Source organism: Variovorax sp. RCC_210 (assembly GCF_041355175.1).
Lineage (GTDB): Bacteria > Pseudomonadota > Gammaproteobacteria > Burkholderiales > Burkholderiaceae_C > Variovorax.
Genome location: NZ_JBFUPJ010000005.1, coordinates 352773 through 377436 on the forward strand (window position 1 = coordinate 352773; position 24664 = coordinate 377436).

General features: G+C 70.6%; 21 protein-coding genes. 8 read left to right on the forward strand and 13 right to left on the reverse strand.

Translation table 11 applies throughout. From position 1 onward, the window contains the following. Positions 1-5 precede the first annotated feature (5 nt). Both paaI and AB6807_RS18185 read right to left on the reverse strand, forming a co-directional pair. Complete coding sequence (gene paaI, locus AB6807_RS18180) at positions 6-458, reverse strand: hydroxyphenylacetyl-CoA thioesterase PaaI (protein ID WP_371085620.1); 453 nt, start codon at positions 456-458, stop codon at positions 6-8. Next, positions 458-1261 carry an enoyl-CoA hydratase-related protein gene (locus tag AB6807_RS18185; RefSeq protein ID WP_371085621.1) on the reverse strand — a complete coding sequence of 268 codons (804 nt, stop codon included), beginning with the start codon at positions 1259-1261 and terminating at the stop codon, positions 458-460. Before AB6807_RS18185 ends, paaI begins: the two co-directional genes overlap by 1 nt. Positions 1262-1443: 182 nt before the next feature. Between AB6807_RS18185 and AB6807_RS18190 the strand changes: the two genes are divergently transcribed. Together AB6807_RS18190 and AB6807_RS18195 are read left to right on the forward strand one after the other, a co-directional pair. After that, positions 1444-2097, forward strand: a complete 654-nt coding sequence (locus tag AB6807_RS18190) for a phenylacetic acid degradation protein PaaY (protein ID WP_371085622.1) — start codon at positions 1444-1446, stop codon at positions 2095-2097. 89 nt (positions 2098-2186) lie between these two features. After that, positions 2187-2864 carry a TetR/AcrR family transcriptional regulator gene (locus AB6807_RS18195; protein WP_371085623.1) on the forward strand — a complete coding sequence of 226 codons (678 nt, stop codon included), beginning with the start codon at positions 2187-2189 and terminating at the stop codon, positions 2862-2864. A 33-nt stretch (positions 2865-2897) separates the two neighbouring features. On the opposite strand, the gene AB6807_RS18200 is transcribed toward AB6807_RS18195, so the two are convergent. Then, a complete protein-coding gene (locus AB6807_RS18200; RefSeq protein ID WP_371085624.1) occupies positions 2898-3701 on the reverse strand; it encodes an SDR family NAD(P)-dependent oxidoreductase in 804 nt (267 codons plus the stop codon). 174 nt (positions 3702-3875) lie between these two features. Here AB6807_RS18200 and AB6807_RS18205 point away from each other — a divergent pair, with 174 nt between their 5' ends. Beyond that, positions 3876-4442, forward strand: a complete 567-nt coding sequence (locus tag AB6807_RS18205) for a TetR/AcrR family transcriptional regulator (RefSeq protein WP_371085625.1) — start codon at positions 3876-3878, stop codon at positions 4440-4442. 38 nt (positions 4443-4480) lie between these two features. On the opposite strand, the gene AB6807_RS18210 is transcribed toward AB6807_RS18205, so the two are convergent. From AB6807_RS18210 to AB6807_RS18225, 4 genes are read right to left on the reverse strand one after another with little or no spacing between them, the layout of a single operon-like run. Beyond that, the gene (locus AB6807_RS18210) at positions 4481-5518 is read right to left on the reverse strand and encodes a VWA domain-containing protein (protein ID WP_116908454.1); all 1038 of its coding nucleotides are present in this window, start codon (positions 5516-5518) and stop codon (positions 4481-4483) included. After that, positions 5515-6513 (reverse strand): DUF58 domain-containing protein, encoded by a 999-nt coding sequence (locus AB6807_RS18215; protein WP_116908453.1) that lies wholly within the window; start codon positions 6511-6513, stop codon positions 5515-5517. Before AB6807_RS18215 ends, AB6807_RS18210 begins: the two co-directional genes overlap by 4 nt. Continuing rightward, entirely contained in the window at positions 6494-7516 is a 1023-nt protein-coding gene (locus AB6807_RS18220) for a MoxR family ATPase (protein WP_116908452.1), read from the reverse strand. The genes AB6807_RS18215 and AB6807_RS18220 overlap by 20 nt, the downstream gene beginning before the upstream one ends. Before the next feature lie 55 nt (positions 7517-7571). Further along, positions 7572-8588: a S1C family serine protease gene (locus AB6807_RS18225; RefSeq protein ID WP_371085626.1), complete on the reverse strand. Its 1017-nt coding sequence runs from the start codon at positions 8586-8588 to the stop codon at positions 7572-7574. Positions 8589-8678: 90 nt separating this feature from the next. Between AB6807_RS18225 and AB6807_RS18230 the strand changes: the two genes are divergently transcribed. The 5 genes from AB6807_RS18230 to AB6807_RS18250 all read left to right on the forward strand — a co-directional run bounded on the left by AB6807_RS18230 (position 8679) and on the right by AB6807_RS18250 (position 12765). Beyond that, a complete protein-coding gene (locus AB6807_RS18230) occupies positions 8679-9539 on the forward strand; it encodes a TatD family hydrolase (RefSeq protein WP_371085627.1) in 861 nt (286 codons plus the stop codon). 132 nt (positions 9540-9671) lie between these two features. Then, positions 9672-10151 carry a hypothetical protein gene (locus tag AB6807_RS18235; RefSeq protein ID WP_116908449.1) on the forward strand — a complete coding sequence of 160 codons (480 nt, stop codon included), beginning with the start codon at positions 9672-9674 and terminating at the stop codon, positions 10149-10151. Between the two features lie 97 nt (positions 10152-10248). After that, a complete protein-coding gene (locus AB6807_RS18240) occupies positions 10249-10770 on the forward strand; it encodes a DNA-deoxyinosine glycosylase (protein ID WP_371085628.1) in 522 nt (173 codons plus the stop codon). Then, positions 10770-11546 carry a spermidine synthase gene (locus tag AB6807_RS18245; RefSeq protein WP_371085629.1) on the forward strand — a complete coding sequence of 259 codons (777 nt, stop codon included), beginning with the start codon at positions 10770-10772 and terminating at the stop codon, positions 11544-11546. The genes AB6807_RS18240 and AB6807_RS18245 overlap by 1 nt, the downstream gene beginning before the upstream one ends. Positions 11547-11736: 190 nt before the next feature. Further along, on the forward strand, positions 11737-12765 hold the full coding sequence (locus tag AB6807_RS18250) for a sigma-54-dependent Fis family transcriptional regulator (RefSeq protein WP_286513070.1): 1029 nt from the start codon (positions 11737-11739) through the stop codon (positions 12763-12765). Positions 12766-12808: 43 nt separating this feature from the next. Here AB6807_RS18250 and AB6807_RS18255 read toward each other — a convergent pair whose 3' ends face one another. The 6 genes from AB6807_RS18255 to AB6807_RS18280 are packed head-to-tail and all read right to left on the reverse strand — an operon-like array spanning position 12809 to position 24620. Next, positions 12809-14524 (reverse strand): DUF4157 domain-containing protein, encoded by a 1716-nt coding sequence (locus AB6807_RS18255; RefSeq protein WP_371085656.1) that lies wholly within the window; start codon positions 14522-14524, stop codon positions 12809-12811. 7 nt (positions 14525-14531) lie between these two features. Next, positions 14532-15080 (reverse strand): hypothetical protein, encoded by a 549-nt coding sequence (locus tag AB6807_RS18260; RefSeq protein WP_371085630.1) that lies wholly within the window; start codon positions 15078-15080, stop codon positions 14532-14534. A gap of 14 nt (positions 15081-15094) precedes the next feature. Then, entirely contained in the window at positions 15095-16591 is a 1497-nt protein-coding gene (locus AB6807_RS18265) for a DUF4157 domain-containing protein (protein WP_371085631.1), read from the reverse strand. A gap of 57 nt (positions 16592-16648) precedes the next feature. Then, positions 16649-17365: a M35 family metallo-endopeptidase gene (locus AB6807_RS18270; RefSeq protein ID WP_371085632.1), complete on the reverse strand. Its 717-nt coding sequence runs from the start codon at positions 17363-17365 to the stop codon at positions 16649-16651. Between the two features lie 57 nt (positions 17366-17422). Beyond that, on the reverse strand, positions 17423-22255 hold the full coding sequence (locus AB6807_RS18275; RefSeq protein ID WP_371085633.1) for a hypothetical protein: 4833 nt from the start codon (positions 22253-22255) through the stop codon (positions 17423-17425). A 16-nt stretch (positions 22256-22271) separates the two neighbouring features. Then, the gene (locus tag AB6807_RS18280) at positions 22272-24620 is read right to left on the reverse strand and encodes a hypothetical protein (RefSeq protein ID WP_371085634.1); all 2349 of its coding nucleotides are present in this window, start codon (positions 24618-24620) and stop codon (positions 22272-22274) included. Positions 24621-24664 lie beyond the last annotated feature (44 nt).

Here is a 24664-nt window from a genome sequence, read left to right on the forward strand (position 1 = left end):
TCTCCTCAGGCTGCGACAGCGGGACGGCCCTTGGCCGTGTACGAGCGGCCGCGGAACATCGCGATGCGCTCGCCGCGCTGGTTGGTGATTTCGGTGTCGTACACGCCGGTGCGCCCGGCCTTGGACACCTCGTGGCAGCGCGCGGTGAGCACGTCGCCCTCGCGCGCCGGGGCGATGAAGTCGATGGAAAAGCCCGAGGCCACCGTCAGCTCGTTGTACGAGTTGCAGGCGAAGGCGAAGGTCGAGTCGGCCAGCGTGGCCATGAAGCCGCCGTGGCAGGTGGCGTGGCCGTTGAGCATGTCGGGGCGCACGCGCATTTCCAGCGTGGCCTGGCCGGGTCCGACCTCGACGATGCGCATGCCCAGGCCCTGGGTGGCGTTGTCGTTGGCGAACATGCCGTCGCGCACGTACTCGGCGGTCTGCTGCGGGGTGCGGGTGACGGAAGACGTGTCGGTCATCAACGGTCCTTGAAAACGGGGGCGCGCTTGGCGCGGAAGGCTTCCACGCCTTCGCGGTAGTCGGCGGCACTGCCCATGTCGCGCTGCAGGCGGGCTTCTTCGGCCAGCGCCGTGTCCAGGTCCATGTGCTGCGCGGCGGCCATCGCCTGGCGCGTGGCGACCAGGGCGCGGGTGGGCATGCCGGCCAGCCTGGTGGCGAGGGCGGCGGCCGTTTCGGCCAGGGCCGCGTCGTCCACGCACTGCCAGATGAGGCCGATGCGCGCCGCTTCTTCGGCGGCCAGCTTGTCGCCCAGCAACGCGATGCCCAGCGCGCGCGCCGAGCCCACCAGGCGCGGCAGCAGCCAGGTGCCGCCGGTGTCGGGCACTAGGCCGATCTTGGTGAAGGCCTGGATGAAGCTGGCCGAGCGGCCCGCCACCACCAGGTCGCAGCACAGCGCCAGGTTGGCGCCCGCGCCGGCGGCCACGCCGTTCACGGCCGCGACCACGGGCACCGGCATCGAGCGCAGGCGCGCGACCAGCGGGGCGTAGTAGGTGGAGATGACGTGGCCCAGGTCCTTGGGGGCGGCACCGGGCGTGGGGTCGGGCGCGACCGAAGGGTCGGCCAGGTCCTGGCCCGCGCAGAAGGCGCGGCCGGCGCCGGTGAGCACCACGCAGCGCACGCTCTCGTCGCCGGCCGCCGATTCGAGGGCGGCCAGCAGCTCGGCATGCAGCCCGGTGGTGAAGCTGTTGAGCGCCGCGGGGCGGTTCAGGCTCAGCGTGCGCACCGCGCCGGCGTTGCTGATGAGTACCAAAGGCTCAGTCATGCGTGTCTCTTTCATCCTTGTGGGAGGCGTGGCCAACGTGCAAACACTATTGACCGACCGTTCGGTTGATTTTAGGATCGACCTCGATGCCGGCACAAGCGGGAGCGGTTTAGGGCAAACCCTAGGCCGTGGGCCAATCGCCAGCCGCCGACCCCGCGCGCCCACGAACAAAAGGAGACCGAATGCCCAGCTATGCCATCGACGGCGTGATTCCCGTCGTCCACCCCAGCGCCTACGTGCACCCCACGGCCGTGCTCATCGGCGACGTGATCGTCGGCCCGCACTGCTATGTGGGCCCCTGCGCCAGCCTGCGCGGCGACTTCGGCCGCATCGTGCTGGAGGAGGGCTCCAACGTGCAGGACCACTGTTGCATCCACGGCTTTCCCGAGAACGACACGGTGGTGGAGGTCAACGGCCACATCGGGCACGGCGCCATCCTGCACAGCTGCATCGTGCGGCGCGACGCACTGGTGGGCATGAACGCGGTGGTGATGGACGAGGCCGAGATCGGCGAGAAGGCCATCGTCGCGGCCTGCGCCTTCGTGCCCGCGGGCATGAAGGTGCCGGCGCGCTCGCTGGTGGCGGGCATTCCGGCCAAGGTGAAGCGCGAACTGACCGACGACGAGATCGCCTGGAAGCTGGAAGGCACGCAGACCTACCAGGCGCTCACCGTGCGCAGCCTGGCGAGCCTGCGCGAGGTGGCGCCGCTCGCGCAGGTGGAGGCCGACCGGCCGAGCCTGCCGCGCACGGACGTGCGCTCGCTCATCGCGACGAAGCGCGGTGAAGCTGAAGGTGAAGGCGTGGGTGTGAGCGAAGGCGTGGGCGCGAAAGGCTGAAGCCGCCCGCGCTTCGTGCAAGATCGCGCGCCGCCCTCGGCAAACGAACCACCCGACCACCCAACCACCGAACCCAGGAAACCGACCCGATGCCGCGTGGAAGATCCGCCACCTACGACGACCAGCGTGAACTGATCCTGGCGCAGGCCGCGCAGCTGTTCGCGCGCAGCGGCTACCCGGCCACTTCCATGAACCAGGTGGCCGAGGCCTGCGGGCTCTCGAAGGCCACGCTGTATCACTACTACAAGGACAAGAGCAGCCTGCTGATCAGCATCGCCGAGACGCACGTGTCCAAGCTGGCGGCGCTGGTGGCCGAGGAAGAGGCCTCGACGCAGACCGACGAGGAGCGCCTGCGCCGCTTCATCTACCGCATCGTGGAGGAGTACGCCGGCGCGCAGGACGCGCACCGCGTGCTGACCGACGACGTGCGCTTTCTGGAAGAAGCCGACCGCGAGCGCGTGCTCGACAAGGAGCGCGAGGTGGTCGCGGGCTTTGCGCGCGCGGTGTCCGCGCTGCGCCCCGGCGCGCCCAGCGACGACCTGGCCAAGCCGCTGACCATGCTGCTGTTCGGCATGATCAACTGGATGTTCACCTGGATGAAGCCCAACGGCCGGCTCGACCACGCGGCCATCGCGCCCATCGTGGCCGACCTGTTCCTGGGCGGCATCGGCGCGGTGAAGTCGCCGGACTACGCGGCCATCGCGGCGGTGAAGGCCGCGATGGAAGCGCAGGCGACCCAGGGATCCAGCGACTCAGTGATTCAGTGATTCACTGATTCAGTGACTCAGTGACTCAGTGACTCAGGACGTCACCGAATAGCGCGCCGCCGGCTTGCCGTTCTGCGACGCGCCGAACAGCTTGGCGCCGGCATCCACGAAGGTGGCGAGCAGCGCGGCGTCGTTCACCGACGGCAGCGTGATCGGCTCGCCCAGGTCCAGCCCGGCCAGCGCGGCGTCCACGCAGTGTTCGGCGGCCATGATGGTGCCTTCGGCCAGGTTCGACATCGGCACGCCCGAGAGCTCCCAGATGTCGGTGGCGGTGGCTGCCGGCAGCACCAGCTGCACCTTCACGCCGGTGCCGCCCACTTCGTCCTGCAGCCCGCGCGTGAACGCGACCACGAAGGCCTTGGTGCCGCTGTAGATGCTGCTGATGGGCAGCGTGTGAAAGCCCAGCACCGAGCCGATGTTGACCAGCGTGCCCCGGTTGCGCGCCTTGAAGGCGGGCAGCACGGCGTGGCTCAGGCGGGCCAGCGCCACGATGTTCACGTCGAGCATCTGCTGCATCTGCGCGTTCGAGGTTTGCGCCACGGGCGCCAGCGTGGAAGTGCCGGCGTTGTTCACCAGCAGGGTGATGGCGGGGTCGGTGGCCACCACCTGCGCCACGCGTTCCAGGTCGGCGGCGGCGCCCAGGTCGGCCACCAGCGTCTGCACCTTCACGCCGTGTTCGGCGCGCAGCGAGGCGGCCACTTCGTCGAGCCGGTCGCCGCGGCGGGCCACCAGCAGCAGGTCGTACCCGCGGCGGGCCAGGCGGTCCGCGTAGATCTTGCCCAGGCCGGCCGAGGCGCCGGTGACGACGGCGGTGCCGAGGGTTGCTTGTTCGCTCATTTCGATTCCATTCAGAGGTGGGTTCAGGAAGACATCCGGGTCGTTGCCGGCTCGTTGCCAGGTCATTGCCGGTTTAAGCATGATGACCATCATGTTTGGCAGGTCGAAGCATGATGGCTATCATGCTTAGCGTCAAGCCAGTGTTCGAAGTACCCGGGAACGGAAAGAGGTCACATGCGATACCCCGCAGCGGAAACCGCCGAAAAGCACCAGAAGATCCTGTCCGAGGCCTCGCGCCTGTTCAAGGAGCGCGGCTTCGGCGTGAGCGTGAGCGAAATCATGAAGGCCACCGGCCTCACGCACGGGCCCTTCTACAACCACTTCGACTCGAAGGAGGCGCTGATGGCCGAGTGCATCACGCACTCCGCCGCCGGTGCGCTGGTGGAGCTCGACGAGGCCGGCGAATCGCCCGAGCGCATGCGTGCCTACGTGCGCGACTACCTGAGCCACGAGCACCGAGACGCGCGCGCCGAAGGCTGCCTGGTGGCGGCCTTCGCGGGCCAGGCGGAGGGCACCTCGGGCGTCGGCGCGTCGTTGACGGCGTACCTGAAATCCGTCATCGACCGCTTCACGCGCAACTTTCCGTGGCGCACGAAGAAGAATGCGCGCGGTGACGCGATCCGCATGCTCGCGGCGATGTACGGCGGCGTGGTGCTCGCGCGCGCGGTGGACGACGAGGTGCTGTCCGAGGAAATACTGCGCGAGGTGCTCGAGGGCCTCCAGGCCATTCAAAAAGCCTGAAGGCCTGAAGCCCCGAGCTTGGCCGGGCCTCTACAAGGTCACAGGATCCGGTTGAACCACAGCAGCGACAGCCCCGCCGACAGCAGCGTCAGCACCGCCGCGCCCAACGCGAACAGCGCGGAGATCTCGGTTTCCTTCTTCTCCACGGTGAGCTTGGAGCTCAGCGTTTCGTAGACCTTCTTCAGGTCGCTCGCGGTGCCGGCGTAGAAGTACTCGGCGTTGGTCTTGTTGGCGATGGCCTTGAGCGTATCTTCGTCGAGCCGCACGCGCATCGACCAGCCCTCGAAGCCGATGGTCTCGCCGTCGACCGTGCCCACGCCCACCGTGTAGATGCGCACGCCGCGGTCGGCCGCGGCCTTGGCCGCGTCCAGCGGGTCCACGCCCGTGGTGCGCTGGCCGTCGGTCAGCATGATGACGGCGGCCGAGGTGAACGAGCCAGGCGCCACGGGCGTGAAGTCCTTGAGCTTCTTCTCCGACGAGTCGATGGCCGCGCCGCGCTGGCGGCTGGGCGCGCTGAACTGCTCCACGTCCAGCCCCGCGTCGGGGAACAGCGTGGCCAGCGACACCACGATGGCGTTGCCCGTGGCCGTGGCGCGCTGCAGCTGGAAGCTGTCGATGGCGGTCACCAGGTCTTCGTGGTTGGTGGTGGGCAGCTGCGCCACCTGCGCGCTGCCCGCGAAGGCGACGATGCCCACCTTCACGCTGCGCGGCAGGTCCTTGATGAAGCTCTTGGCCGCCTCCTGCGCGGCCACCAGCCGGTTGGGCAGCACGTCGGCCGCGCGCATGCTGCCCGACACGTCCATCGCCAGGATGATGGTCTGCTGGTTCGACGGCAGCACCACCACCGCCATGGGCCGCGAGGCGGCGACCAGCATCGCTGCCATGGCCAGCAGGAACAGCAGCGGCGGAATGTGCCGCCGCAGGCTCTGCCCGGTGCCCATGGCCTCGCGCACGATCGACAGGCTGGCGTAGCGCACCGCCATCTTCTTCTTGCGGCGGATCAGCCAGATGTAGAGCAACACCAGCAGCGGCAACGCCGCCAGCAGCCAGAGGAATTGAGGCCAGAGAAAGGTCATGCTGCCACCGCCTTCACACCTGCGGAGCCGATGCGCGTGCGGCGCTTGCGCAGATCGGCAAAACGAACGATGGCCTCGACCAGGTCGTCGCTGGTCGACAGCTCCAGCGCGTCGACGCCGGCCTTGGCCAGCGAGGCGCGCAGCGTGCTCTCGCGCTCGGCCGCCAGTTTGGCGAAGCGCTTGCGAAAGCCGCTGTCATGCGTGTCGACCCACAGCTGCTCGCCGGTCTCGGCGTCGCGCAGCGGCACCAGGCCGAGGTCGGGCAGCTCGAGCTCGAGCGGGTCGAACAGGCGCACGGCAATTACTTCATGGCGCTGCACCAGCTGCCCCAGCGGGCGTTCCCAGCCGGGCTCGCTCAGGAAGTCGGACACCACGAACACGGTGGAGCGCCGCGGCATCAGGTTAGCGGCCGATTTCAGCAGGTCGTCCAGCCGCGTCATGCCTTTTTGCGTGGGCGCCGCCTCGGCTTTTTCGGCGCGCTTTTCCATGGCGTGCAGCAGGTGCAGCACATGGCGGCGACCGCTGCGCGGCGGAATCACCGCCTCGAGGTCCTTGCCGTACACCAGCGCGCCGACCCGGTTGCCGTGCCGCGTGAGCAGCCGCGCGAGCACGCCGACGAAGCCGGCCGAAATCTCGCGCTTGGCCTTCAGGCCCGAGCCGAAGTCGACCGAGCGGCTGAGGTCGAGTACGAACCAGGCGGCCATCTCGCGGTCTTCGGTGAACACGCGCACATAGGGCGTCTGCAGCCGCGCGGTGACGTTCCAGTCGATGTGGCGCACGTCGTCGTGGTGCTGGTATTCGCGCAGGTCGGCAAGGTCGAGGCCGGCGCCGCGCATCAGCGTGCGGTAGTCGCCCTGCAGCAGTCCGTCGAGTCGGCGAATGACGGTCCATTCGAGCCTGCGCAGCGCGCGCTCGGCGCCGCCGGCCACGGCCGCTTCCGCAGCGAGCCGTTCGTCGTTCGCGGCCGCGGGGGCCTTACGCCACCAGCTTTTCATGTTCGAGTGGCTTGGGAGGGGCGGGAACCGCACGCATGATCTTCTCGACCAGGCCGTCGGGCGTGAGCCCCTCGGACAGGCCTTCGTAAGACAGCGTCACGCGGTGGCGCAGCACGTCGGGCACCAGCGCGGTCATGTCCTCGGGCAGCGCATAGCTGCGTCCGCGCAGCAGGGCCAGCGCGCGCGCGCCTTCGGTCAGGCTGATGCTCGCGCGCGGGCTGGCGCCGAAGGTGATGAAGCGGCGCAGGTCCTTCAGGCCGTGCTTCTCGGGCGTGCGCGTGGCCGACACCAGCTTCACCGCGTACTGGATGAGCGAAGGGTCGACGTACACGCGGCGGGCCTCGGCCTGCAGCGCGGCAAGCTGCTCGGTGGTCGCGACCGCGGTGGCTTCCACCGGCGGGCCGATCACGCGCTGCACGATCACGAACTCTTCCTCGTCGGTGGGGTAGTCGACCAGCACCTTCATCATGAAGCGGTCGACCTGCGCCTCGGGCAGCGGGTAGGTGCCTTCGGTCTCGATGGGGTTCTGCGTGGCCATCACCAGGAAGGGGCGCGGCACCTTGTGCGTTTCGCCCGCGATGGTGACCTGGCGTTCCTGCATCACCTCGAGCAGCGCGCTCTGCACCTTGGCCGGCGCGCGGTTGATTTCGTCGGCCAGCAGCAGGTTGGCGAACACCGGGCCCAGCGAGGTACTGAACTCGCCCGTCTTCTGGTTGTAGATGCGCGTGCCCACCAGGTCGGCCGGCACCAGGTCGGGCGTGAACTGGATGCGCTTGAAATGCCCGCGCACCGTGTCGGCCAGCGTCTTGATGGTGAGCGTCTTCGCCAGCCCCGGCACGCCTTCGACCAGCAGGTGGCCGCCCGCGAGCATGGCGACCATCACGCGCTCCAGGAAGCGGTCTTGCCCGACCACCACGCGCTTGACCTCGTAGAGGATCTGCTCCATCAACTCTGCGGTGGCGACGGGCGTGGCGAAGGTGCTGCTGGGGGTCTCTGTGCTCATGCGAAGGGCTTTCGTAGAGGAAAGGAGTGCGGGGAAGAAGGGCGGAAAAGAAAGATCAGAAAGGTGGCGAACCCGCCGCCGAAGCCGCGTTCTCGATGGGCACCGCGAAGCCGATGCCGATGAAGGTGCGCTGCTGCGTGGGGTTGAGGATGGCGGTGACGATGCCCAGCACCTCGCCGTCCATGTTGATGAGCGGCCCGCCCGAATTGCCGGGGTTGGCCGCGGCGTCGAACTGGATCAGGTTGCCCAGCTCCTGCTTGCCTTCGGGCGAGCGGAACGAGCGCTTCAGCCCCGACACCACGCCGGCCGACACCGACGGCCCGATGCCGAACGGAAAGCCCACCGCGGCCACCTGGTCGCCCGGGCGCAGGTCGGCGGTGGAACGCATGGTGGCCGGAATGAGGTCGTCGGGCACCTTCTGCGCCTGCAGCACCGCCAGGTCGTTCTCGGGCTGCACGCCGGTGATGGTGGCCACGGCCTCCAGGCCGTCGTAGAAAGTGACCTTGATCTTGTCCGCGCCCGCGACCACGTGCAGGTTGGTGAGGATCACGCCCTTGTCGACGATCACCACGCCCGTGCCCACGCCGCGCTCCACCTCGCCGGTGGGGCCGCCGTCGTTGGGTGCCTCGGGCGGCTTGCCCTTGGCCACGTTGCGCCCGCGCTTCTGCGTCTTGGCCTCGGGGGTGTTCTTTTCCTCGCCGTAGCTCACCACGCGCACCACCGAGGGCCGGATGATGTCGGCCGCCTTGGCCGCGGGCGAGGGCAGGGTGTTGGTCTGCAGCGTGCGAAGCACCGCCGCGTCGATGTCTTTCTGGGTGAGGGCCTTGGCACCGGGGCGCGGCGCCCAGATGGCACCGCCGACCAGCGCGGCCGACAGCACGACGAGCAAGGCGAAGCTGCGGCGCCCGGGTTGCCAGCCGGCTTTCTTCACCGGCGCGGCCTGCAGGGCGCTGCCGGCATCGGCCGCCTGCGCTGCGTCAGGCGATGCCGGCGCGTCCGCCTGATCGGCCGCATCCGTTGCGGCCGGTGGCGGCGTGCGGGGCGAACGGCTGTAGAAAGCGGGCCTGCGCATCGGAGCACCTCCGGCAAAGAAATATCGCGTGAAGGAGTTCACAGTAGCACGCTTTCTTCTGCTGTGCATCCCTTCGGGCATCATGGTGCGATGGCTACCTTCGTCGATACCCACTGCCACCTGGACGCGCCCGAATTCGGTGCGCAGATGCCCGTCATCCGCGCCCGCGCGGCGCAGCAAGGGGTGGCGATGTGCGTCATTCCCGCGGTAGCCGCGTTCAATTTCGCCACCGTGCGCGAGCTGGCCCACATGCAGGGCGACGCCTATGCGCTGGGCATTCATCCGCTGTGCACCGGCCAGGCGAAGGACGAGGACCTCGACGCGCTCGACGCCGAGCTCGGCGCCCGCCGCGACGATCCGCGCCTGGTCGCGGTCGGCGAGATCGGGCTCGACTACTTCGTGGAAGGCCTCGACGGGCCACGGCAGGAGCGTTTCTTTCACACTCAGTTGCAACTGGCACGCAAGCACGGGTTACCCGTGCTCATTCATGTGCGGCGTTCGGTCGACAAGGTGCTCAAGCACCTGCGCCAGACGGCGGGCGGCAGGCCGTGGCAGGGCATTGCCCATGCTTTCAACGGCAGCGAGCAGCAGGCCCAGGCCTGCATCGCGCTCGGTCTGAAGCTGGGCTTCGGCGGCGCCGTGACCTTCGAGCGCGCGCTGCAGCTGCGCCGCCTGGCCAGCACCTTGCCGCTGGCGTCGATCGTCATGGAGACCGACGCGCCCGACATCCAGCCGCACTGGCTCTACCGCACCCAGGCCCAGCGCGACGCCGGCGAGGCGCAGGGCCGCAACGAGCCCGGCGAGCTGCCGCGCATCGCGCAGGTGGTGGCCGGGCTGCGGGGCATCGGCATCGACGAACTGGCCGAAGCCACCACCCGCAATGCGCTCGAAACGCTGCCGCGGCTGAAAAGTCTGATGCCCGTGTCGGAACGCCCGCCGCACCCCGCGTAGGCCAATGTCCCGACCTGCAACCGAGTGTGCAGATGCCATGCATTTGCTGTCATCCTTGAGGTTCGGAAGTTCGTTGCATAGACCAGTGGCACGTCAGTCACTTCAAAACTTCATCCAACAAGGAGCGTTTTCATGACCACGTCTTTTGTTCGCACCATGCCCGTCGTCCTCGCGCTGGCGCTCGCCTCCATCGGCGTGTCGGCAGTGGCACAGACCACGGCTCCCGCCACCACGGCAGCCCCGGCCACGGCCGAACCCACCACCGGCGAAAAGGTGAAGGAAGCCGGCAGCAACGCCGTCGACGCCACCAAGCGCACGACCAAGAAGGCCGTGAACGCCACCGAGAACGGCGCTGAAAAGGCATGGGACGCCACCAAGCGCACCACCAAGAAGGCCGCCAACGCCACCGAAAACGGCAGCAAGAAGGCATGGAACGCCACCAAGCGCACCACCAAGAAGGCCACCACCGCCACCAAGAACGTGGCCGCGAAGACCGGCGACGCGGTTGAAAACACCGGCCACAAGGCCGCCGACGGCATGCGCAGCACCGGCGCCGCCATTGGCGAGAAGATTCCCGGCACGGCCGAGAACGCAGCCGCCAAGAAGCAATAAGCTTTCCGGCTTCTCTCCGAAGAACCCCCAAAGAACCCCCAAAGAACCCGCCTCGGCGGGTTTTTTCATGGGCCGCGACAGTGGCACGATGCCTCCCATGACTCCCCCCACCGCATCCGCCGCCGTGCTCACGGGCCTCGCGCCCATCGTCTCGCCGAACACCGCCGTGCTCGTGCTCGGCAGCTTTCCCGGTGTGAAGTCGCTCGAACGGCAGCAGTACTATGCACACCCCCAAAACCAGTTCTGGAAGATCCTGCAAGCCGTGTGGCCCGACATTCCCCTGCCTTCGGGCGCCGACAGCTACGCCGCGCGCTGCCAGTGGCTGCTCGACCGCGGCCTGGGCGTGTGGGACGTGTACGGCGCCTGCGAGCGCGAAGGCAGCCTCGACTCGGCCATTCGCTCGCCGGTGGTGAACGACATTGCCGGCCTGCACCTGCCCAGGCTCGCCGCCATCGCGCACAACGGCGGCGAGAGCTTCAAGCACGCACGCCACACGCGCGCGCTCGGCGTGCCGGTTCATTCGCTGCCATCCACCAGCCCCGCCAACGCGTCGTGGAGCTTCGAGCGCAAGCTCGCGGCCTGGCGCGAGGTCTTCGCAGCCCACCACCTTGTCGTCTGATGGCATCGAGCAAAACACCCGCCCAACCCCTCGTCCTTCCCGAAGTCAATTTCTCCGACTGGGGCGACATCCGCTACCTGCACCTGGGCACCGAATGGGTCCAGGGCTCGATGAAGATCGACGCGCCCTTCGAGATCGAGCTCGAGTACGTGCAGCGCATGATGGCCTGGCTGCTGTTCGCCGACGGCAAGACCGTGGCCAGCCGCCATGCCATGCAGCTCGGCCTGGGCGCGGCCACGCTCACCAAGTTCAGCCGCAAGGTCTTGCGCATGCGCACCACCGCCATCGAGCTCAACCCGCAGGTGGTGTCGGCCTGCCGCGGCTGGTTCAAGCTGCCGCCGGACGACCCGAAGCTGCGCGTGGTCATCGCCGATGCCGCGGCCGAGATCCGCAAGCCCGAGTGGCACGGCACCGTCGATGCCTTGCAGGTCGACCTGTACGACCACGAGGCCGCCGCGCCCGTGCTCGACAGCGAAGACTTCTATGCCGACTGCCGCGCGCTGCTCACCGAAGACGGCTGCATGACGGTGAACCTGTTCGGCCGCTCGTCGAGCTACGAACGCAGCCTCGAGAAGATCGCCGCCGCCTTCGGTGCCAACGCGGTGTGGGCCTTCAAGCCGACGCGCGAAGGCAACACCGTGGTGCTCGCGCAGCGCACGCCGAGCCGGCCCAAGCGCGAGCTGCTGGCCGAGCGCGCGCAGACCATCCAGACGCGCTGGAACTTGCCCGCGCCGAAGTGGCTGCGCGTGTTCAAGCCGATGCAGGTTTCGTTGTGAAACATCTCCGCGCCCCGGCAAGAGGCCTTTACGTTTAACTTCCTACGGAAAACGGTAGTACGTAAGGCCTGCCTTCACTAATGGAATATTGACCGGGGAGGGACCTCCGGCTCACGATGGCCCGCCAGTCGATTACCGCGTCATCCACCTTCCGGGTCATTGCGTGTTCCAAGCCTGCTTTCTATCGCCCTTGCCGAGCGAGCTGCACACCGGCCACGGCGTCGATGTGTCGGGCCAGCCCCTCGTCGGCGCCTCGCCCCGCTTCGTCGGCATGCTCGGCCAGTTGCGCCGCGTGGCGGCAAGCGACGCGCCGGTGCTGGTCGAAGGCGAGACCGGCTGCGGCAAGGAACTGGCGGCGCGCGCGGTGCATGCATGGGGCGCGCGCAGCAAGGGCCCGTTCGTGCCCGTCAACTGCGGCGCCTTGCCCGACCACCTGCTGGAGGCCGAACTCTTCGGCCACGAGCGCGGCGCCTTCACCGACGCCAAGGCCGCGCGCCGCGGCCTGGTGGCCGAGGCCAACGGCGGCACGCTGTTTCTCGACGAGGTCGATGCGCTGAGCGCCAAGGCGCAGGTGGTGCTGCTGCGCTTCGCGCAAGACCAGCGCTACCGGCCGCTGGGCAGCGCGCGCGAACTGCGCACCGACGTGCGACTGGTCACCGCCACCAACCGACCGCTGGACATCGCGGTGGAGGCCGGCGACTTTCGCGCCGACCTCATGTACCGGCTGAAGATCCTTCAGGTGCGCCTGCCCGCGCTGCGCGAGCGGCCCGGCGACGCGGTGCTGCTCGCGCGCTATTTCCTCGAGGCCTTCTGCGCCAAGTACGGCCTGCCGGGGCGCCGCTTCGACGAGGCCACGCTCGACTGGCTGCACCGCCAGCCCTGGCCGGGCAACGTGCGCGAGCTGGAAAACTGGGTGCACCGCGAACTGCTGATGGCCGACGGCAACACCGTGGGCCACGCCGCCGCGCCTTCGCAACCGTCTCAAGCTTTCCAGGGTGCCGACAGCATGCGCTGGCGCACGCAGGACCACGCCAACTTCCAGGACGCCAAGGCCGAGGCCGTGCGCAGCTTCGAGCGCGACTACGTGGTCAACGTGCTGCGCCAGTCCGGCGGCAACGTGACGCAGGCCGCGCGCATCGCGGGCAAGGAGCGACGCGCCTTCGGCAAGCTGCTGAAGAAGTACGGCATCGACCGACGCGGCGTGGCCGAGGCGAACTGAGCCACCGTTTCAATACCGCTTCAACATCGCTGTACAGGGTGCTTCAGGGCCGCCCCAGGAAGATCTCCCGGATCACATCGCGGTAGCTCGCCAGTTCGGCGCTGCGTGCCGTCGCCGCCGCGCCGCGCAGGTCGGTGCTTCGCGTGTTGGTCGCCACCTCCACGGTGATGACGCTCATCGACGGGCGGTCGGTCGCGCGGCCTTCGGTGATGTCCTGCGGCCCCCAGCCGCCCAGCGAGGTGCCGCCCGGAATCGCGCCGCTCCAGCCCGTGGTCGGCGTGCCGCCCAGGTGGTTGCCCTGCACGCCGCGGCCGAAGCCGCGCCGCGCCATGTCGCCGGCCATCGCGAGCGCCAGCGCCTGGTCGCTCGCGGTGCGCGCCGACGCGGCCGCCTGCAGCGCGGTGGCCGCTGTGGGGTCGGCCGCCCGTGCCAGTGCGCCGGCCGACACCGTGTGCGCGTCGCTGAAGATGCCCGCGGCATCGCGCGTGCTCGAGCCGTGCACGCTGGCGATGCGGCTCGGCCGGAAGCGCTCGATGAGCCGCATCAGCGCGATGTTCTCCGGCAGCACCGCGCGCGCCGGCGAGCCGGCGTCCATCGGCGTCGCACGGCCCGCGGGGGTGGCCGCGTCCAGCCCCTGGCCGGGGCTCGGAAAGTTGCGGTTGGTCGGCGTGGCGCGTTCGCGCGTGCGCGTGGCCGCGTTGTCGGGGAAGAGCACGGGCACGACGATCACCGTGTAGCAGGGCCGCAGCAGCGCGTTCTGCAGCGTCTGGATGAGCATCTGTGCCACCTCGATGCCGCCTTGCTCCGAGCCGTGCACGCCCGCGATGACCAGCGCGCGTTCGTCGCTGGTGCCCGGAAAGAAGAAGGCATCGACCGAGCGCCCGCCCGACGTGGTGAGCAACGACGCCGCGATGCCGCCGCGCTCCTCGGTCCAGCCGTGGTCGCGCTGCCGGCGCCGCCGCTCGTCGAGGTCGGCGGTGGGCCACAGGGGCTCGGGGCCGTTGCGCGCGATGGCCTGCGCGAGCCACAGGTCGTCGGAGCCGGCGGGGAAGATGCGCGCGAGCACCGCGTCGAGGTCCGGGTCGGCCACCGGCCGGCCCTGCGCGCGCAAGGCATCGAACACCCGGCCCTTGTCGGCGGCGGACAGCCAGATGGCGTCCACGCTGTCGGAGAGCGGGCTGGCCAGCAGCGCATCGGGCGCGGGGCGGTGCGTGACGCGCGCCGGGCCGAGGCCGAAGGCCAGTTGCACGGCGGCGCGGTCGGCTTCCTTTTCGGCTGCAAGGTCGGTGCTGTGACGGGCCGTGAGGTCGGGGGTGTGACCGGCCGCATCGTCCGGGCGTTCGCCCGCGCCGCGCATCTGCGCCACGTGCGCGACTTCGTGCGCCAGCAGAAAGCGTTCGCCGATGCGCCGCGCGGCAGGCATGGGCCCGCCGAGCACGATGGCGTCGGCCGTCGAGAAGGCGCGCGCGCCCACGGCCTGCGCGGCCTGCGCGGCTTCGTTCGATGCGTGCACGCGCACGGTGTCCAGCGGCTGTCCGAGTCCGCGTTCGAACGCCGTGCGAAGCGAGGACGCCAGCGGTGCGCCTGCGGTGGCCGCGCAGCGTGGGCACGAGCCGCCGCATGCGCACGTGTTCGCCGCCGTCTCAGGGTGCGCTTGCGCGTCGTTGCCCGACGCGGCAGGGCGCGAGCGCGACATCGCCTTCCCGCCCTTTCCGGCCTTCGCTGCCTTCGCGCCCTGCCGCTTCGGCACCGGCGGCATGCGCCCGCTAGCGGAACTCAAGCTGAAAGCTCTCCGCTGCGGGACGCGGCGCGCCGTCGGCGTGCGGCGCCGCTTGCCCGTCGGCCCACAGCCAGCGCGCCGGAAAGTGCAGCCGCAGCGTGTGCGGCGCGCGCTGGTCGGTGCGCAGGCCCAGCAGCACCCACAGGTCGCAGGGCGCGGCCGTGCCGTTGGGGTTTTCGACGTGCGCGATGTGCAGGTCGATCGACCACGCCTCGCCGACCGCGTCCACCCGCACCGGCGTGGCCGTGTCGGTGGTGAAGAACTCGCCCGGCACGCGCGCCACCAGCCAGCCGCCATGCAGCGAGGCGGCCGACATCGGCACCGACGGCGTGAGCCCGACGAAGCTGCTGCCGGCCAGCGTGGCGGGCAGTTGCGCGCCCGACACCACGCGCACGCGGGTCTCGTGCGCGCCGGAGGTCGGGCGCAGCAGCGCGAGCAGGTCCACCGCCAGCCGCGCGGCCGGCGGCTGCACGCGCCCGTGGCTGTCGATGACCTGCAGCGCGTCCAGCGGAGAGGTGAAGGTGATGTCCGTCATGCTGCGCGCCCTCGTCAAGCCACCCGCGTGTCGCCGCCCGGCACCGGGAAGTCGCCCACCGGGCAATCGGGAAAGTCGGGCCCGGCCACGAAGTCGTAGCCGGCGGTGGTGCGGTCGGTGCGCAGCGTGCGCGCGAACGCCTGCGACGGAAAGGAGCGGCAGTCGGGCGCCACCGCCACCATCGGGTCGAAGGCGTGCGTGGTGCCGTTGTAGGCCCGCGTGAAGCCGTAGGTGACGCAGCCCAGCACGCGGTCGGGCGCGTTGTCCTTCACGCACGACACGCAGGTCTCGGCCGTCCAGCTCAGGCTGGTGGTGCCCAGCATGGCGGGCGTGCGGTACGGAATGTCGTAGATCGACTCGGTGCTGCTCACGCGCTCGCCCGCGTCGGGCAGCGGAAAGCCTCGCGGTATCTCGTGCTCGCCCTGGCCCGCCAGGTAGGGGCCCGAGGGCGTGCCGTAGAAGGGCTGCGCGCTGTTCGGGTCGTTGTCGACGAAGTCGCTGCGCCCGCGCGCGTCGTACGGGTGCGTGCTGTTGATGATCTGGATCATGTGGAAGCCGTCGCAGTGGCAGCCGTCGGCGGCGGCCGGCTGGTTCGCGTCGGCCATGAAATGCAGCTCCGCCGCGATGCCCGAGGCCAGGTCGCTGCCGGCCGCCGCGAAGCCGCGGCGCACATCGGTGAAGGCCAGCGGCATCGCGTGCAGCGTGCCCAGGTGCTGGAAGCAGCAGGAGATGGGGCACGACACGGCCGCGCGCCGCTGCGTGGGCGAGGGCGGGCCGATGAAGTTGGCGGGCAGCACCTGGATGGTCGGCGCGCGCTGCAGCGCCGACGTGCCGAAGGCCCCCGCGCCACGCGATTGCTGCACCACATGCGCGAGCTCGTGCGCCAGCAGGCGCCGGCCTTCGGCGCGGCTCGGTGCGTACTCGCCGGGGCCGAACACGATGTGCTCGCCCACCGTGTACGCGCGCGCATCGACACCGGCCGCGCTGCGTGCCGCGTCGGCGCCGGTGTGCACGCGCACCGCGCCGAAGTCGTGGCCGAAGCCCGCTTCCATGAAGCGGCGCGTCGCGGCGTCGAGCGGGCGCGAGGCGGAGCGCAGGCCGCCGGTGTCGAGGCCCGCGGGCGCACGCGGTGCTGATGTGTAGCGCGGCGCGCGCTGCAGGCCGGTGCCGCGTTCGGCGGTGCCGGTCGCATGAGTGGCGTGGCCGCCCGCGACGATGCGCGCGGCGATCGCGTCGGCCTCGCGCTCGTGCGCGTCGCCGGGCTGGCTCAGCGCCGGACCCTGGGGCGCGGCCCTTGCGCGGCAGCGTGGGCAACCGCCGCCGCAGGCGCAGGCACTTGCCGTGCGCGACGGTGCGGCCCCGTGCGCGGATGCCTGCGCGGACGCCGATGCATGCGGGCGACCCGCCGGCAGTCGGTACTCGCGGCGTTCCACCTGCGTGCGCACAGGCGCGGCGCGATGCCTTGCCGACGGCCGGGTGGCCGGCTTCGCGCGGGGCTGGAGGTCTGGCATGGCGAGGCTCCTTCATCCGTCATCGATCGTTGCGCGACCCGCTGTCGCGGCGCGCCCTCAGGGCTTGGACGCATCCCAGGCGAAGTGCGCATACGAGTCGGCGTTGTTCATCGCGTCGCTCACCGACATCTTTGCGTACTTGGCGCTCTCCCATTCGTAGGCGTTGTCGTCGCAGCCCACCACGTCGTGCGCCAGTTCGTGGATCACCGTGCTGGCCTGCAGGTCGGGCGCCGAGCCGAACCAGTAGGGGCACACGTGCAGGTCGCTCCACACCGAGTACACGTAGGCCAGCACGTTCTTGTCGCACGAACTCTCGCACTGGAAGTCGATGGATTGCTTGATCGCGGTGTTCAGCTTCTTGAACCGTTCGAGGATTTTCGCGATGTCCTTGTCGTAGGTTGTGTGGAAGTGTGTGGTGAGCAGCGCCGACACGCGCGCCGGCAGCGGGCTCGGCAGCGCGCCCAGCCCGGTCACCACGTTGCCCAGCCAGCTGGCGCCCAGCGTCTGCGCCGCGTTGGCCACGGGCTTCCAGTTGGCGGGGCAGTCGTCGAAGCGGTTGGCCGTGCCGGCGGGGCCGTGCACCACGCCGTTCTTTCGCTCGCCGGCTTCCTTCTTCGCGCCGCAGCGCGGACAGCTGCCGCCGCATGCGCAGGAGGTCGGCGGCGAGGAAGAAGGGGCAGGGGCCGCGCGCGCTTCGCTGCGCGCGTTCTGCGGCGCATGCCGGCGTGCATGCCGCTCGTTGCCGAAGCGCGAGGCCGACTGGAAGACCGACATGGCGTGCTCCTTGTGCGGTTCGCCCGAGACGAGTTAAGGGTGCAGGCGTTCAGGGTTTCACGGGTTCCTTTTCGGCGCCCGCTTGCGTGCCGTCTTCACCGGCCCGGGCTGCGAGGCCAGCAGCCGCTTGGCACGCTCGATGAGCGTGGTGGCGAGCTGCTTGTCGCCCAGCGCATCGGCCAGCTTGGCCGGCGCGATCTCCAGCACGCCCTCGACATCGCGCACGCCCGCTTCGTTGAGCCGCTTGCGGGTGGCCGCGTCGATGTCGAGCTTGTCGAGCGGCGTACGCACGGTGTCGGAAGGTGGCGCCGGGGGTTGCGGCGCAGGCGGCGTCGGGGCCGGAGGCGTGGGCGCTGGCGGTGCCGGTGGCGAAGGTGGCGGCGGCGGCGGTGCCGGTGGCGTGGCCGGCGTGGTGCGCGTCCCGAAGATCACCGTGCCGTCCAGCGCCACCGATTTCGGCACGATGCGCACCGGCCCGGTCAGCGTCACCTGCACGTTCGCACCCGGCGCGAGCCGCACCGGCTCCTTGCCGCGCACGATGTCCTGCTTGCCGGCCGCGTCGGTCACGCGCAGGAACAGGTCGCCTTCCTTCTGCAGCACGGCCGTCTGCTTCGGGTCGTACACGGCCGAGAAGGCGCCCGCCTCGTCGGTGGTGCCCACCACCTCGATCTGCGTGCCGTTGCCGCGCAGCAGCCCCACCACGTAGCCCTGCTGCCCCTGGCCGCGCGCGTTCACGAAGCGCCCGCCCAGCGCCGAGCCGCCCTCCACCGGGGCCGCCACCTGCACCGTCGCCACCTCGGCGCTGCTGGCGATGAGCTGCGCGGTCTGCGCGCCCGCGTCGGCCTGCGAGCGCAGCGCCTGCGCCATCGGGTGGTCGGCGCCCAGCTTCACCGCGAGGCGCTGCGCCTCGTAGCTGTAGGCCTGCGTGGTGGCCACGTGCGTCTCGTTGGCCACGGCCATGGAGCGCGCCGCGTAATGGCGCGACAGCCCGGCCATCTCGGCCGTGGTGAAGGCGTTGTCGGGCAGCGCCCCGCCCAGCTCGCGCGCGTTGGCCGAGAGCGACTGCGTGGCGAACTGCGACAGGCCCGCGGCGTTGCCGAAGGTGCGGTCGCAGAAGGCCGCGTCCAGCACCTGGTTGGCCGTGTCGATGGTCGGCAGCGGGTTGGCGCCCACGCGCGCGGGCCGCGCCACGATGCAGTGGTCGGCCTGGTTGAGCGTGGTGATGTTGGTGCGAAAGCCCTGCGTGAGCGCCGAGATGGTGTGGTTCGCGTCCTCGCGAAAACGCGAGCCCGTGACGCGCACCGTGTCGCCCATCAGCACCGCGTTGGCCAGGAAGGGCTCGCGCCTGAACACCGACGCGGTGTTGGCCGAATAGCCCAGGTCGTCGAAGCACAGCAGCGCCTGCGACACCAGCGAGCGGTTCACGCTGCCCAGGCGCACGTAGTTGTCGTCGAACAGCGTCTCGCCGCCGGGCAGCACCGCCTCGGCGCGCGCCGCGTAGGCATTGGCGTTGTCGAAGTACTTGCCCAGCGTGCGCGCCAGCAGCCGGTGGATGCCGCCCAGGTTGAACAGCAGCACGCCGCCCACCACCGTGTCGAGCAGGCCGAAGCGCCCGCTGAACTCGCTGTTCAGGTGGTTGTTGGCGACGGACACCGGCCCGAAGGCGTAGGCCGTGAGCGCGCGGCCCGCCGGCTGGTCCACCCGGTTGTCGTGCACGCGCAAGGCCGGCTTGCGCCCGGTGGCGGTCGAGGCCTGCGAGGTCAGCGCGCCCGCGAAGCGAACGTAGAAGCCGCCGCGCAGCCCGGCGCGCCGGTTGTCGTCGGCCGCGGTGCCCACGGGGCCGTTCGCGGCCAGCACGTTGTCGGTCATTTCGAGGTCGTTGCCGTAGCCCACGAACACGCCGCACACCGGGTCGATCAGGCTGGCGCCGTTCTCGTACACGTGGTTGCCGCTGAGCACCGCCGATTCCACGATGGCCAGCGACACGCCGCCGCGGCCGATGCTCTGCGCGTCTTTCACCATCGCGTCGGTGAAGGGGTTGCGCAGGTTGTGGTGCAGCCGGTTGGCCAGCACCACCAGGTCGCGCACCGGGTCGGTGGCACGCAGCAGCGGCGTGAGCCCCAGGTTGAGGATGGCCGCGTCGATGTACGCCAGCAGCGCGCCCTTGGGGTCGTTGGCCGGAATGGCCGGCGTCTTGCTGGCCAGCGTGGCGCCCTCGCGCAGCGCGAAGCCGATGCCCGACAGGCCCATCATCGACACGTCGTTGCCCTCGATGCCGATCTCGTGCAGGAAGCCGCGCTTGGCCGCCGCCACGTCCACCGCGCGCGGCGCGACCGTGACCGCGTTCACCAGCACCCCGTCGGCGTCGCGCGCCTCGGCCACGCGCAGCACGCGGTACTGCGGCGACACGTCCAGCGTGTAGGCGCCGGCGGCGGTCTTCACGCTGGCCATGCCCTGGGCGTCGCTGCGGTCGGTGGCGGTGGTGTCGGCCTCGAGGTACACGTCGACATCGGGCACGGGCTTGCCCTTCTCGTCCTGCACCAGCGCGAGGAACTGGCCGTTGGCCGTGACGTTCACGGCGGCGCCCGGTGCATCGGGGGCGGCTGCCGCTGCAGCGGTCGCGAAGGACGCCGTGGAGAGCGACGCGCTCAGGCTCGCACCGGTCACGTTGCCCGGGTTCGCGCGCTCGATGATCACCGGCGGCGGCGGGTCGATGTCGCCCCCCAGCGTGATGCCGTTGCCCCCACCGCCCACGATGCGGTTCTGCACGATGCGCACGCGCTCCGAGCCCTGGCGCACATGGATGCCGCCGAAGGCGCGGTACGGCTGCCGGGGCACCAGCTTCACCAGCGCGAAGGCCCACACCTTGAACGCATAGAGCAGCACCAGCTTCGGAAACTTGTAGATCACCTGCGGCCGCGCGCAGGGGTCTGCGGGGTCGCGCGTGGGGTCGTCGTCGGGCGTGTCGGGGTCGTCGGGCGTGTCGTCCACAAAGGGCAGCAGCACCAGCGTGTTGCGCTCGATGAGCACGTCGTCGGCGTTGATGGAAATGGTGGCGCGCCCGTCCACCGTGTCGAGCAGGTGCAGCCGGTTGTCGTCGATCTTCAGCTCTGCGGCCTGCGTGGCGCGAATGGCGTTGGTGCGCGCGATGACGCGGCAGCCGTGCACGCGCAGGTCGCGGCAGCTGCCCTCGGCCGTGCCTTCGATGGCGATGGCGATGCCGTCGTAGGTGACCAGGTCGAGCTCGCGCACCTCGATGCCGTCGCAATCGGTGAACGACAGGATGGGCTGGGTGCGCGTGTCGGTGCGCGGCAGCACGATGGAGCGGCGCGCGCAGCCATGGACCACCACGTTGCGCCGGCCCGTGAGCGCGAGGTTGGCGCGGTGCAGGCCGGGCAGCAGGCACAGCTCGCCGCCGGCCAGCGGCAGGTGGCGCGCGGCTTCTTCCAGCGCGTTGAAGTCGCCGAAGCTGGACACGCCGTCGCCCACCAGGAAGGTGCAGCAGATCTTCTGGTTGGTGAGCGGGCGAAAGCGCTTGCGGCAGTCTTCGATGGCACCCGAGATGTCGGTGTTGCGCCGGCCCGTCCAGTCGATTTCGGCGAGCGCCACGCGGTGGTAGACGATGCCCGTGGGCGGCGCGTCGTCCACCAGCACGGCGGGGTTGGCGATTTCGCCCGCGCGCACGGCAAAGGTCCAGTAGTCGCCGGGGCGGTAGTTGCCCGCGCCCGGCGCGTCGAACTGCAGGCGGATGCCGTCGCGCAGCTCGACCGGGTCGACCGCGTTGGTGAAGGCGGACACGTCGGCGATGCCGTTCCACAGCCGGAAGAACACCGAATCGGTGGTCGAGGGCAGGGCGCCGAACACCGGCGGCACGGCCAGCTCCAGGTCGTGGTCGGTGGTGAGCGTGGCCATGGCGCCATAGCTCGGCTGCCACGCGCCGATGGCCTCGTCGTACTGCAGCGCCTCCAGGTAGAAGGCGTTCAGGCCCGAGTGGATGACCGCCGCGCGGCCCGCGTCCAGCGTCACGCGCGGCGGGTTCACCGTGGCGTCGAAGCGCCCGCGCGCGGCGAGCCCGCCGTTCCACTGCGACCACTTGAAGCGCGCCGTGCCCTGGCTGGTTTCGGCGATCTCGATGCGGTACAGGTTGTGCTCGAAGCCCGTGTACCCGCCGCCGCCCACCACCGGGCAGTCGCCCGCGATGGCGATCACCGGCGCCAGCGACGCGGTGAGCCGGCCCTTGGCCGACAGGTCGTCCCGCAGCTTGGCGCGGATGGTGTCGCAGTCTTCGTCCGCGCCCAGCCGCAGCAGGCGGATGCGGTAGTTGACGTAGGCGCGCTCGGTGGTGTCGGGCCCGCCGAGCGCGGGCTCGATCAGGCGCTCCGGGTACTGGAAGCCGTGCAGCGACTCTTCGGACACCTCGAGGATGACCGCGTCGCGCACGCCGTCGCCGATGCTGTCGGGTGTGGGCAGCGGGCTGGAGGGCCGCGGGCTGGAAAGCGGCGGGCCGAAGTAGGTGGCCGTGCGCTCGACCAGCGCCGCCGGGTCGGCCGCCGCGCCGGCCAGCCGCGCGAGGATGCCGTCGGCCCACGCGCGCCCCGGGTGCAGCTGCACATGCACCTGCCCGTTCACCACCGCGGCCGACTGCACCTTGAAGCCGTCGGCCTCGTCGGCCGGCACCGCGCACACGCCCGCGCCGATGACGTCGCGCCCGGCCTGCGCCTGCCAGCCCAGTTCGAGCAACTGGCCGTCGGTGAAGTCGGTGTCCAGCGACACGCGGCCCTGCTGGTGCAGCACCCCGTTGACGTTGCGCAGCACGCCGTTGGCGGCGGGCGCCACGCCGCGCTCGTGCGCATGCGGATCGAAGTCGAGGTTGGAGAAATCGCCTTGCATCACAGCCCCCTCTTTGTCATGTCACAGGCACGACGAGCGGCCGCACGCCGACCGGCATGAACTCGCGCAACCGCACCTGCAGGTTGGTCCACTTGTGCGCCTCCAGCAGAAAGCCGAAGGCGCCCATCGCGTCGTCGTCGGGGCCGCGCGTGCGAATGCGCACGTCGCTGCCGCGCGCCAGCTGCGCATAGCCCGGGTCGCCGAAGCGCTCGGCGGTGAAGGCCAGGCGCGCATCGCCCGCGTGCAGGCAGAAGTGGTTGGGCGGCAGGCGGTTCGCGCCTGCGCTGAACCAGCTCCACTTGATGCAGCCGTGCTGGTTGTCGAGCACCTCGAAGCGCTGCGCGAACAGGCCGCCCGCGCCGCCCACCGCGCTGGTGCGCACCGGGCCGAACACGGTGAGGCCCTGGAACTGCAGCGGCGCGGCCCAGGCGTTGGCAGGGTCGGTGGCGGCGCCGATGGCGAAGGTGCCGTTCGGTACATCGTCCACGCCAAGGCCTGCGTCTACAACGCTGTCGGCGATGTCCAGCCGGTAGCGGTCGTCCACCGCGATGGCGCCCACGACCGAACGCTGCACCACGATGTCGGGCGTCGGCACGAAGGCGTCGCGGTCGGCCGCCTGCGCGAAGCCGTAGCCGTTTTCCAGGCGCAGCGCGGGCGTCATCGGCGCGCGGCTGTCGTCGCGCAGCGCGTGGCCGCCGGGGTCCAGCGTGCAGCCGATGATTTCCAGCCGCGCGAGGGCGGCACGCGCGATGAGCGCGCTGCCCGCCGCAAAGCCCGCGCCGGGCGCAAGGTGCAGGCCTTCGAGCCGCACGGCGGGCGCGTCCAGCGTCGCGTCCACCGCATCCACGGGCCTGAAACCCAGCGGTCGCGCGAGCAGCACCACGGGCCGCTGCCCGTCGGCCGCGCGCACGGTGAGCGAGTGCGCGAGCCGCACCGACACGCCACCATCGATGGCCGTGCCCGCGAGCGCGCCGATGTCCAGCGTGTGCACGCCGCTGTCCTGCAGCTCGATGACGACGGGCTGCGTGGCGGTGGCCAGGTTGTCCATCTGCGCCTGCAGCGGCGTGCCACTGGGCAATGCGCTGGCCTCGCGCACCTCGACGCCGTCGCGCTCGAAGAGGCTGCGCACCACCGGCTGTGCGCCCACCGGGCCGGGGCTCGCGTCGGTGAAGCTGGCGTACAAGTGCGCCTCCGTGCCCGTGACCAGCGCATCGCGCTGCGCCGCGGTGCCCACGCCGACCAGCACGCGGCCGATGTCGGGGTCGATGACGACTTCGCCGTCGGCCACCGGCTGGCGCAGGCCGGTTTCCCAGGCGCAGAGGTTGTCGCCGCGAAAGCGCCACGCGGTGGCGGCGAACAGCGCCTGCGATGACTGCGGCAGGAACAGGTTCAGCCCGACGTTCGCCAGGTCGAGCCCGGTGGGCGGGGCGGTGGTGTCGTCGAAGAAGTCGATGTGCACATAGGCCTCGGGGTGGCCGGCCTGCGCGCCGGTGGTACTGGTGGCCCCGGTCGTGATGCGCGCGTCGAGCATGGGGCCGGGCACGGCGTCGGGCTGCGTGAGGGGCGCGACCACGCCGCCGGAGGCGTTCAGGTCGAGGTCGGCGGGCCGCGCGATGTTGAAGAGCCGCACGGGCCGGTCCAGCGGGTGCAGGTCCAGCCGTATCGCGAAGCGCGCGAGCGGCGAGGGCTGCGCGCCCAGGTCGCTCGTGCCCTTCACCAGCGGCGGCAGCGCAGGCCACTGCCAGGCGGAGAGCCGCCACAGGAAGATCGCGAGGTTCGGCAGGTTGACGTGGCGCACGTCGTCCACCGCCGGCTTCACGTCGGCGCTGTACGCGAAGGTGTCGAAGGGCGTGCCCAACAGGGCGAGCGAGGCCGGGTCGCGAACGGGAGCGGTGCCGCCGCGCGGAACCATGAAGCGCGTGATGCCGTCGCCGCCCCACGGCGGCAGCCCGCCGGCGTCGGGGCGCTGGTGGTTCAGGTGCTGGCGCCAGCCCAGGTTCTCTCGCAGTTCCACGCCGCGGCAGGCCCAGCCCGTGAGGTCGGCCGCGAGCCGCTCGATGGCGCCCAGCGTGCCCTTGCGGCGGCGCAGCGCGATGGTGTCGGCCACGTCGGCGCGCAGCGTGCGCGGCTCGCCCTTCAGGTGCGTGGTGCCCAGCAGGTCGCCCAGGTAGGGCACGACCCAGTCTTCGCAGGTGTCGATGAAGAGGTTGTCGTAGAGCCGGCCGATGTCGTCGTGCAGCGCGCCGAAGGCCTCCTCGATGGCGCCGAGGTAGGCGCGCAGCGGGTAGGCGGGGGACTGCTCCGAGTCGCGCGTGCGGTAGATCTCGGGGAGGCGGTCGAAGAGGGGGACGGTGGGGGTGCTCATGCGGGCGCTCCCTGTGGTTTTCTTTCTCGCTCGCCTGTTGGGGG

Bases quoted from the DNA above. Each gene is read 5' to 3' on its own strand.
- AB6807_RS18220 (WP_116908452.1), bottom strand. From the start codon at position 7,516: ATGAGCACAGAGACCCCCAGCAGCACCTTCGCCACGCCCGTCGCCACC.
- AB6807_RS18190 (WP_371085622.1), top strand. From the start codon at position 1,444: ATGCCCAGCTATGCCATCGACGGCGTGATTCCCGTCGTCCACCCCAGC.
- AB6807_RS18260 (WP_371085630.1), bottom strand. From the start codon at position 15,080: ATGACGGACATCACCTTCACCTCTCCGCTGGACGCGCTGCAGGTCATC.
- AB6807_RS18200 (WP_371085624.1), bottom strand. From the start codon at position 3,701: ATGAGCGAACAAGCAACCCTCGGCACCGCCGTCGTCACCGGCGCCTCG.
- AB6807_RS18255 (WP_371085656.1), bottom strand. From the start codon at position 14,524: ATGCCGCCGGTGCCGAAGCGGCAGGGCGCGAAGGCAGCGAAGGCCGGA.
- AB6807_RS18245 (WP_371085629.1), top strand. From the start codon at position 10,770: ATGGCATCGAGCAAAACACCCGCCCAACCCCTCGTCCTTCCCGAAGTC.
- AB6807_RS18185 (WP_371085621.1), bottom strand. From the start codon at position 1,261: ATGACTGAGCCTTTGGTACTCATCAGCAACGCCGGCGCGGTGCGCACG.
- AB6807_RS18280 (WP_371085634.1), bottom strand. From the start codon at position 24,620: ATGAGCACCCCCACCGTCCCCCTCTTCGACCGCCTCCCCGAGATCTAC.
- AB6807_RS18205 (WP_371085625.1), top strand. From the start codon at position 3,876: ATGCGATACCCCGCAGCGGAAACCGCCGAAAAGCACCAGAAGATCCTG.
- AB6807_RS18230 (WP_371085627.1), top strand. From the start codon at position 8,679: ATGGCTACCTTCGTCGATACCCACTGCCACCTGGACGCGCCCGAATTC.
- AB6807_RS18215 (WP_116908453.1), bottom strand. From the start codon at position 6,513: ATGAAAAGCTGGTGGCGTAAGGCCCCCGCGGCCGCGAACGACGAACGG.
- AB6807_RS18195 (WP_371085623.1), top strand. From the start codon at position 2,187: ATGCCGCGTGGAAGATCCGCCACCTACGACGACCAGCGTGAACTGATC.
- AB6807_RS18270 (WP_371085632.1), bottom strand. From the start codon at position 17,365: ATGTCGGTCTTCCAGTCGGCCTCGCGCTTCGGCAACGAGCGGCATGCA.
- paaI (WP_371085620.1), bottom strand. From the start codon at position 458: ATGACCGACACGTCTTCCGTCACCCGCACCCCGCAGCAGACCGCCGAG.
- AB6807_RS18275 (WP_371085633.1), bottom strand. From the start codon at position 22,255: ATGCAAGGCGATTTCTCCAACCTCGACTTCGATCCGCATGCGCACGAG.
- AB6807_RS18240 (WP_371085628.1), top strand. From the start codon at position 10,249: ATGACTCCCCCCACCGCATCCGCCGCCGTGCTCACGGGCCTCGCGCCC.
- AB6807_RS18210 (WP_116908454.1), bottom strand. From the start codon at position 5,518: ATGACCTTTCTCTGGCCTCAATTCCTCTGGCTGCTGGCGGCGTTGCCG.
- AB6807_RS18225 (WP_371085626.1), bottom strand. From the start codon at position 8,588: ATGCGCAGGCCCGCTTTCTACAGCCGTTCGCCCCGCACGCCGCCACCG.
- AB6807_RS18235 (WP_116908449.1), top strand. From the start codon at position 9,672: ATGACCACGTCTTTTGTTCGCACCATGCCCGTCGTCCTCGCGCTGGCG.
- AB6807_RS18265 (WP_371085631.1), bottom strand. From the start codon at position 16,591: ATGCCAGACCTCCAGCCCCGCGCGAAGCCGGCCACCCGGCCGTCGGCA.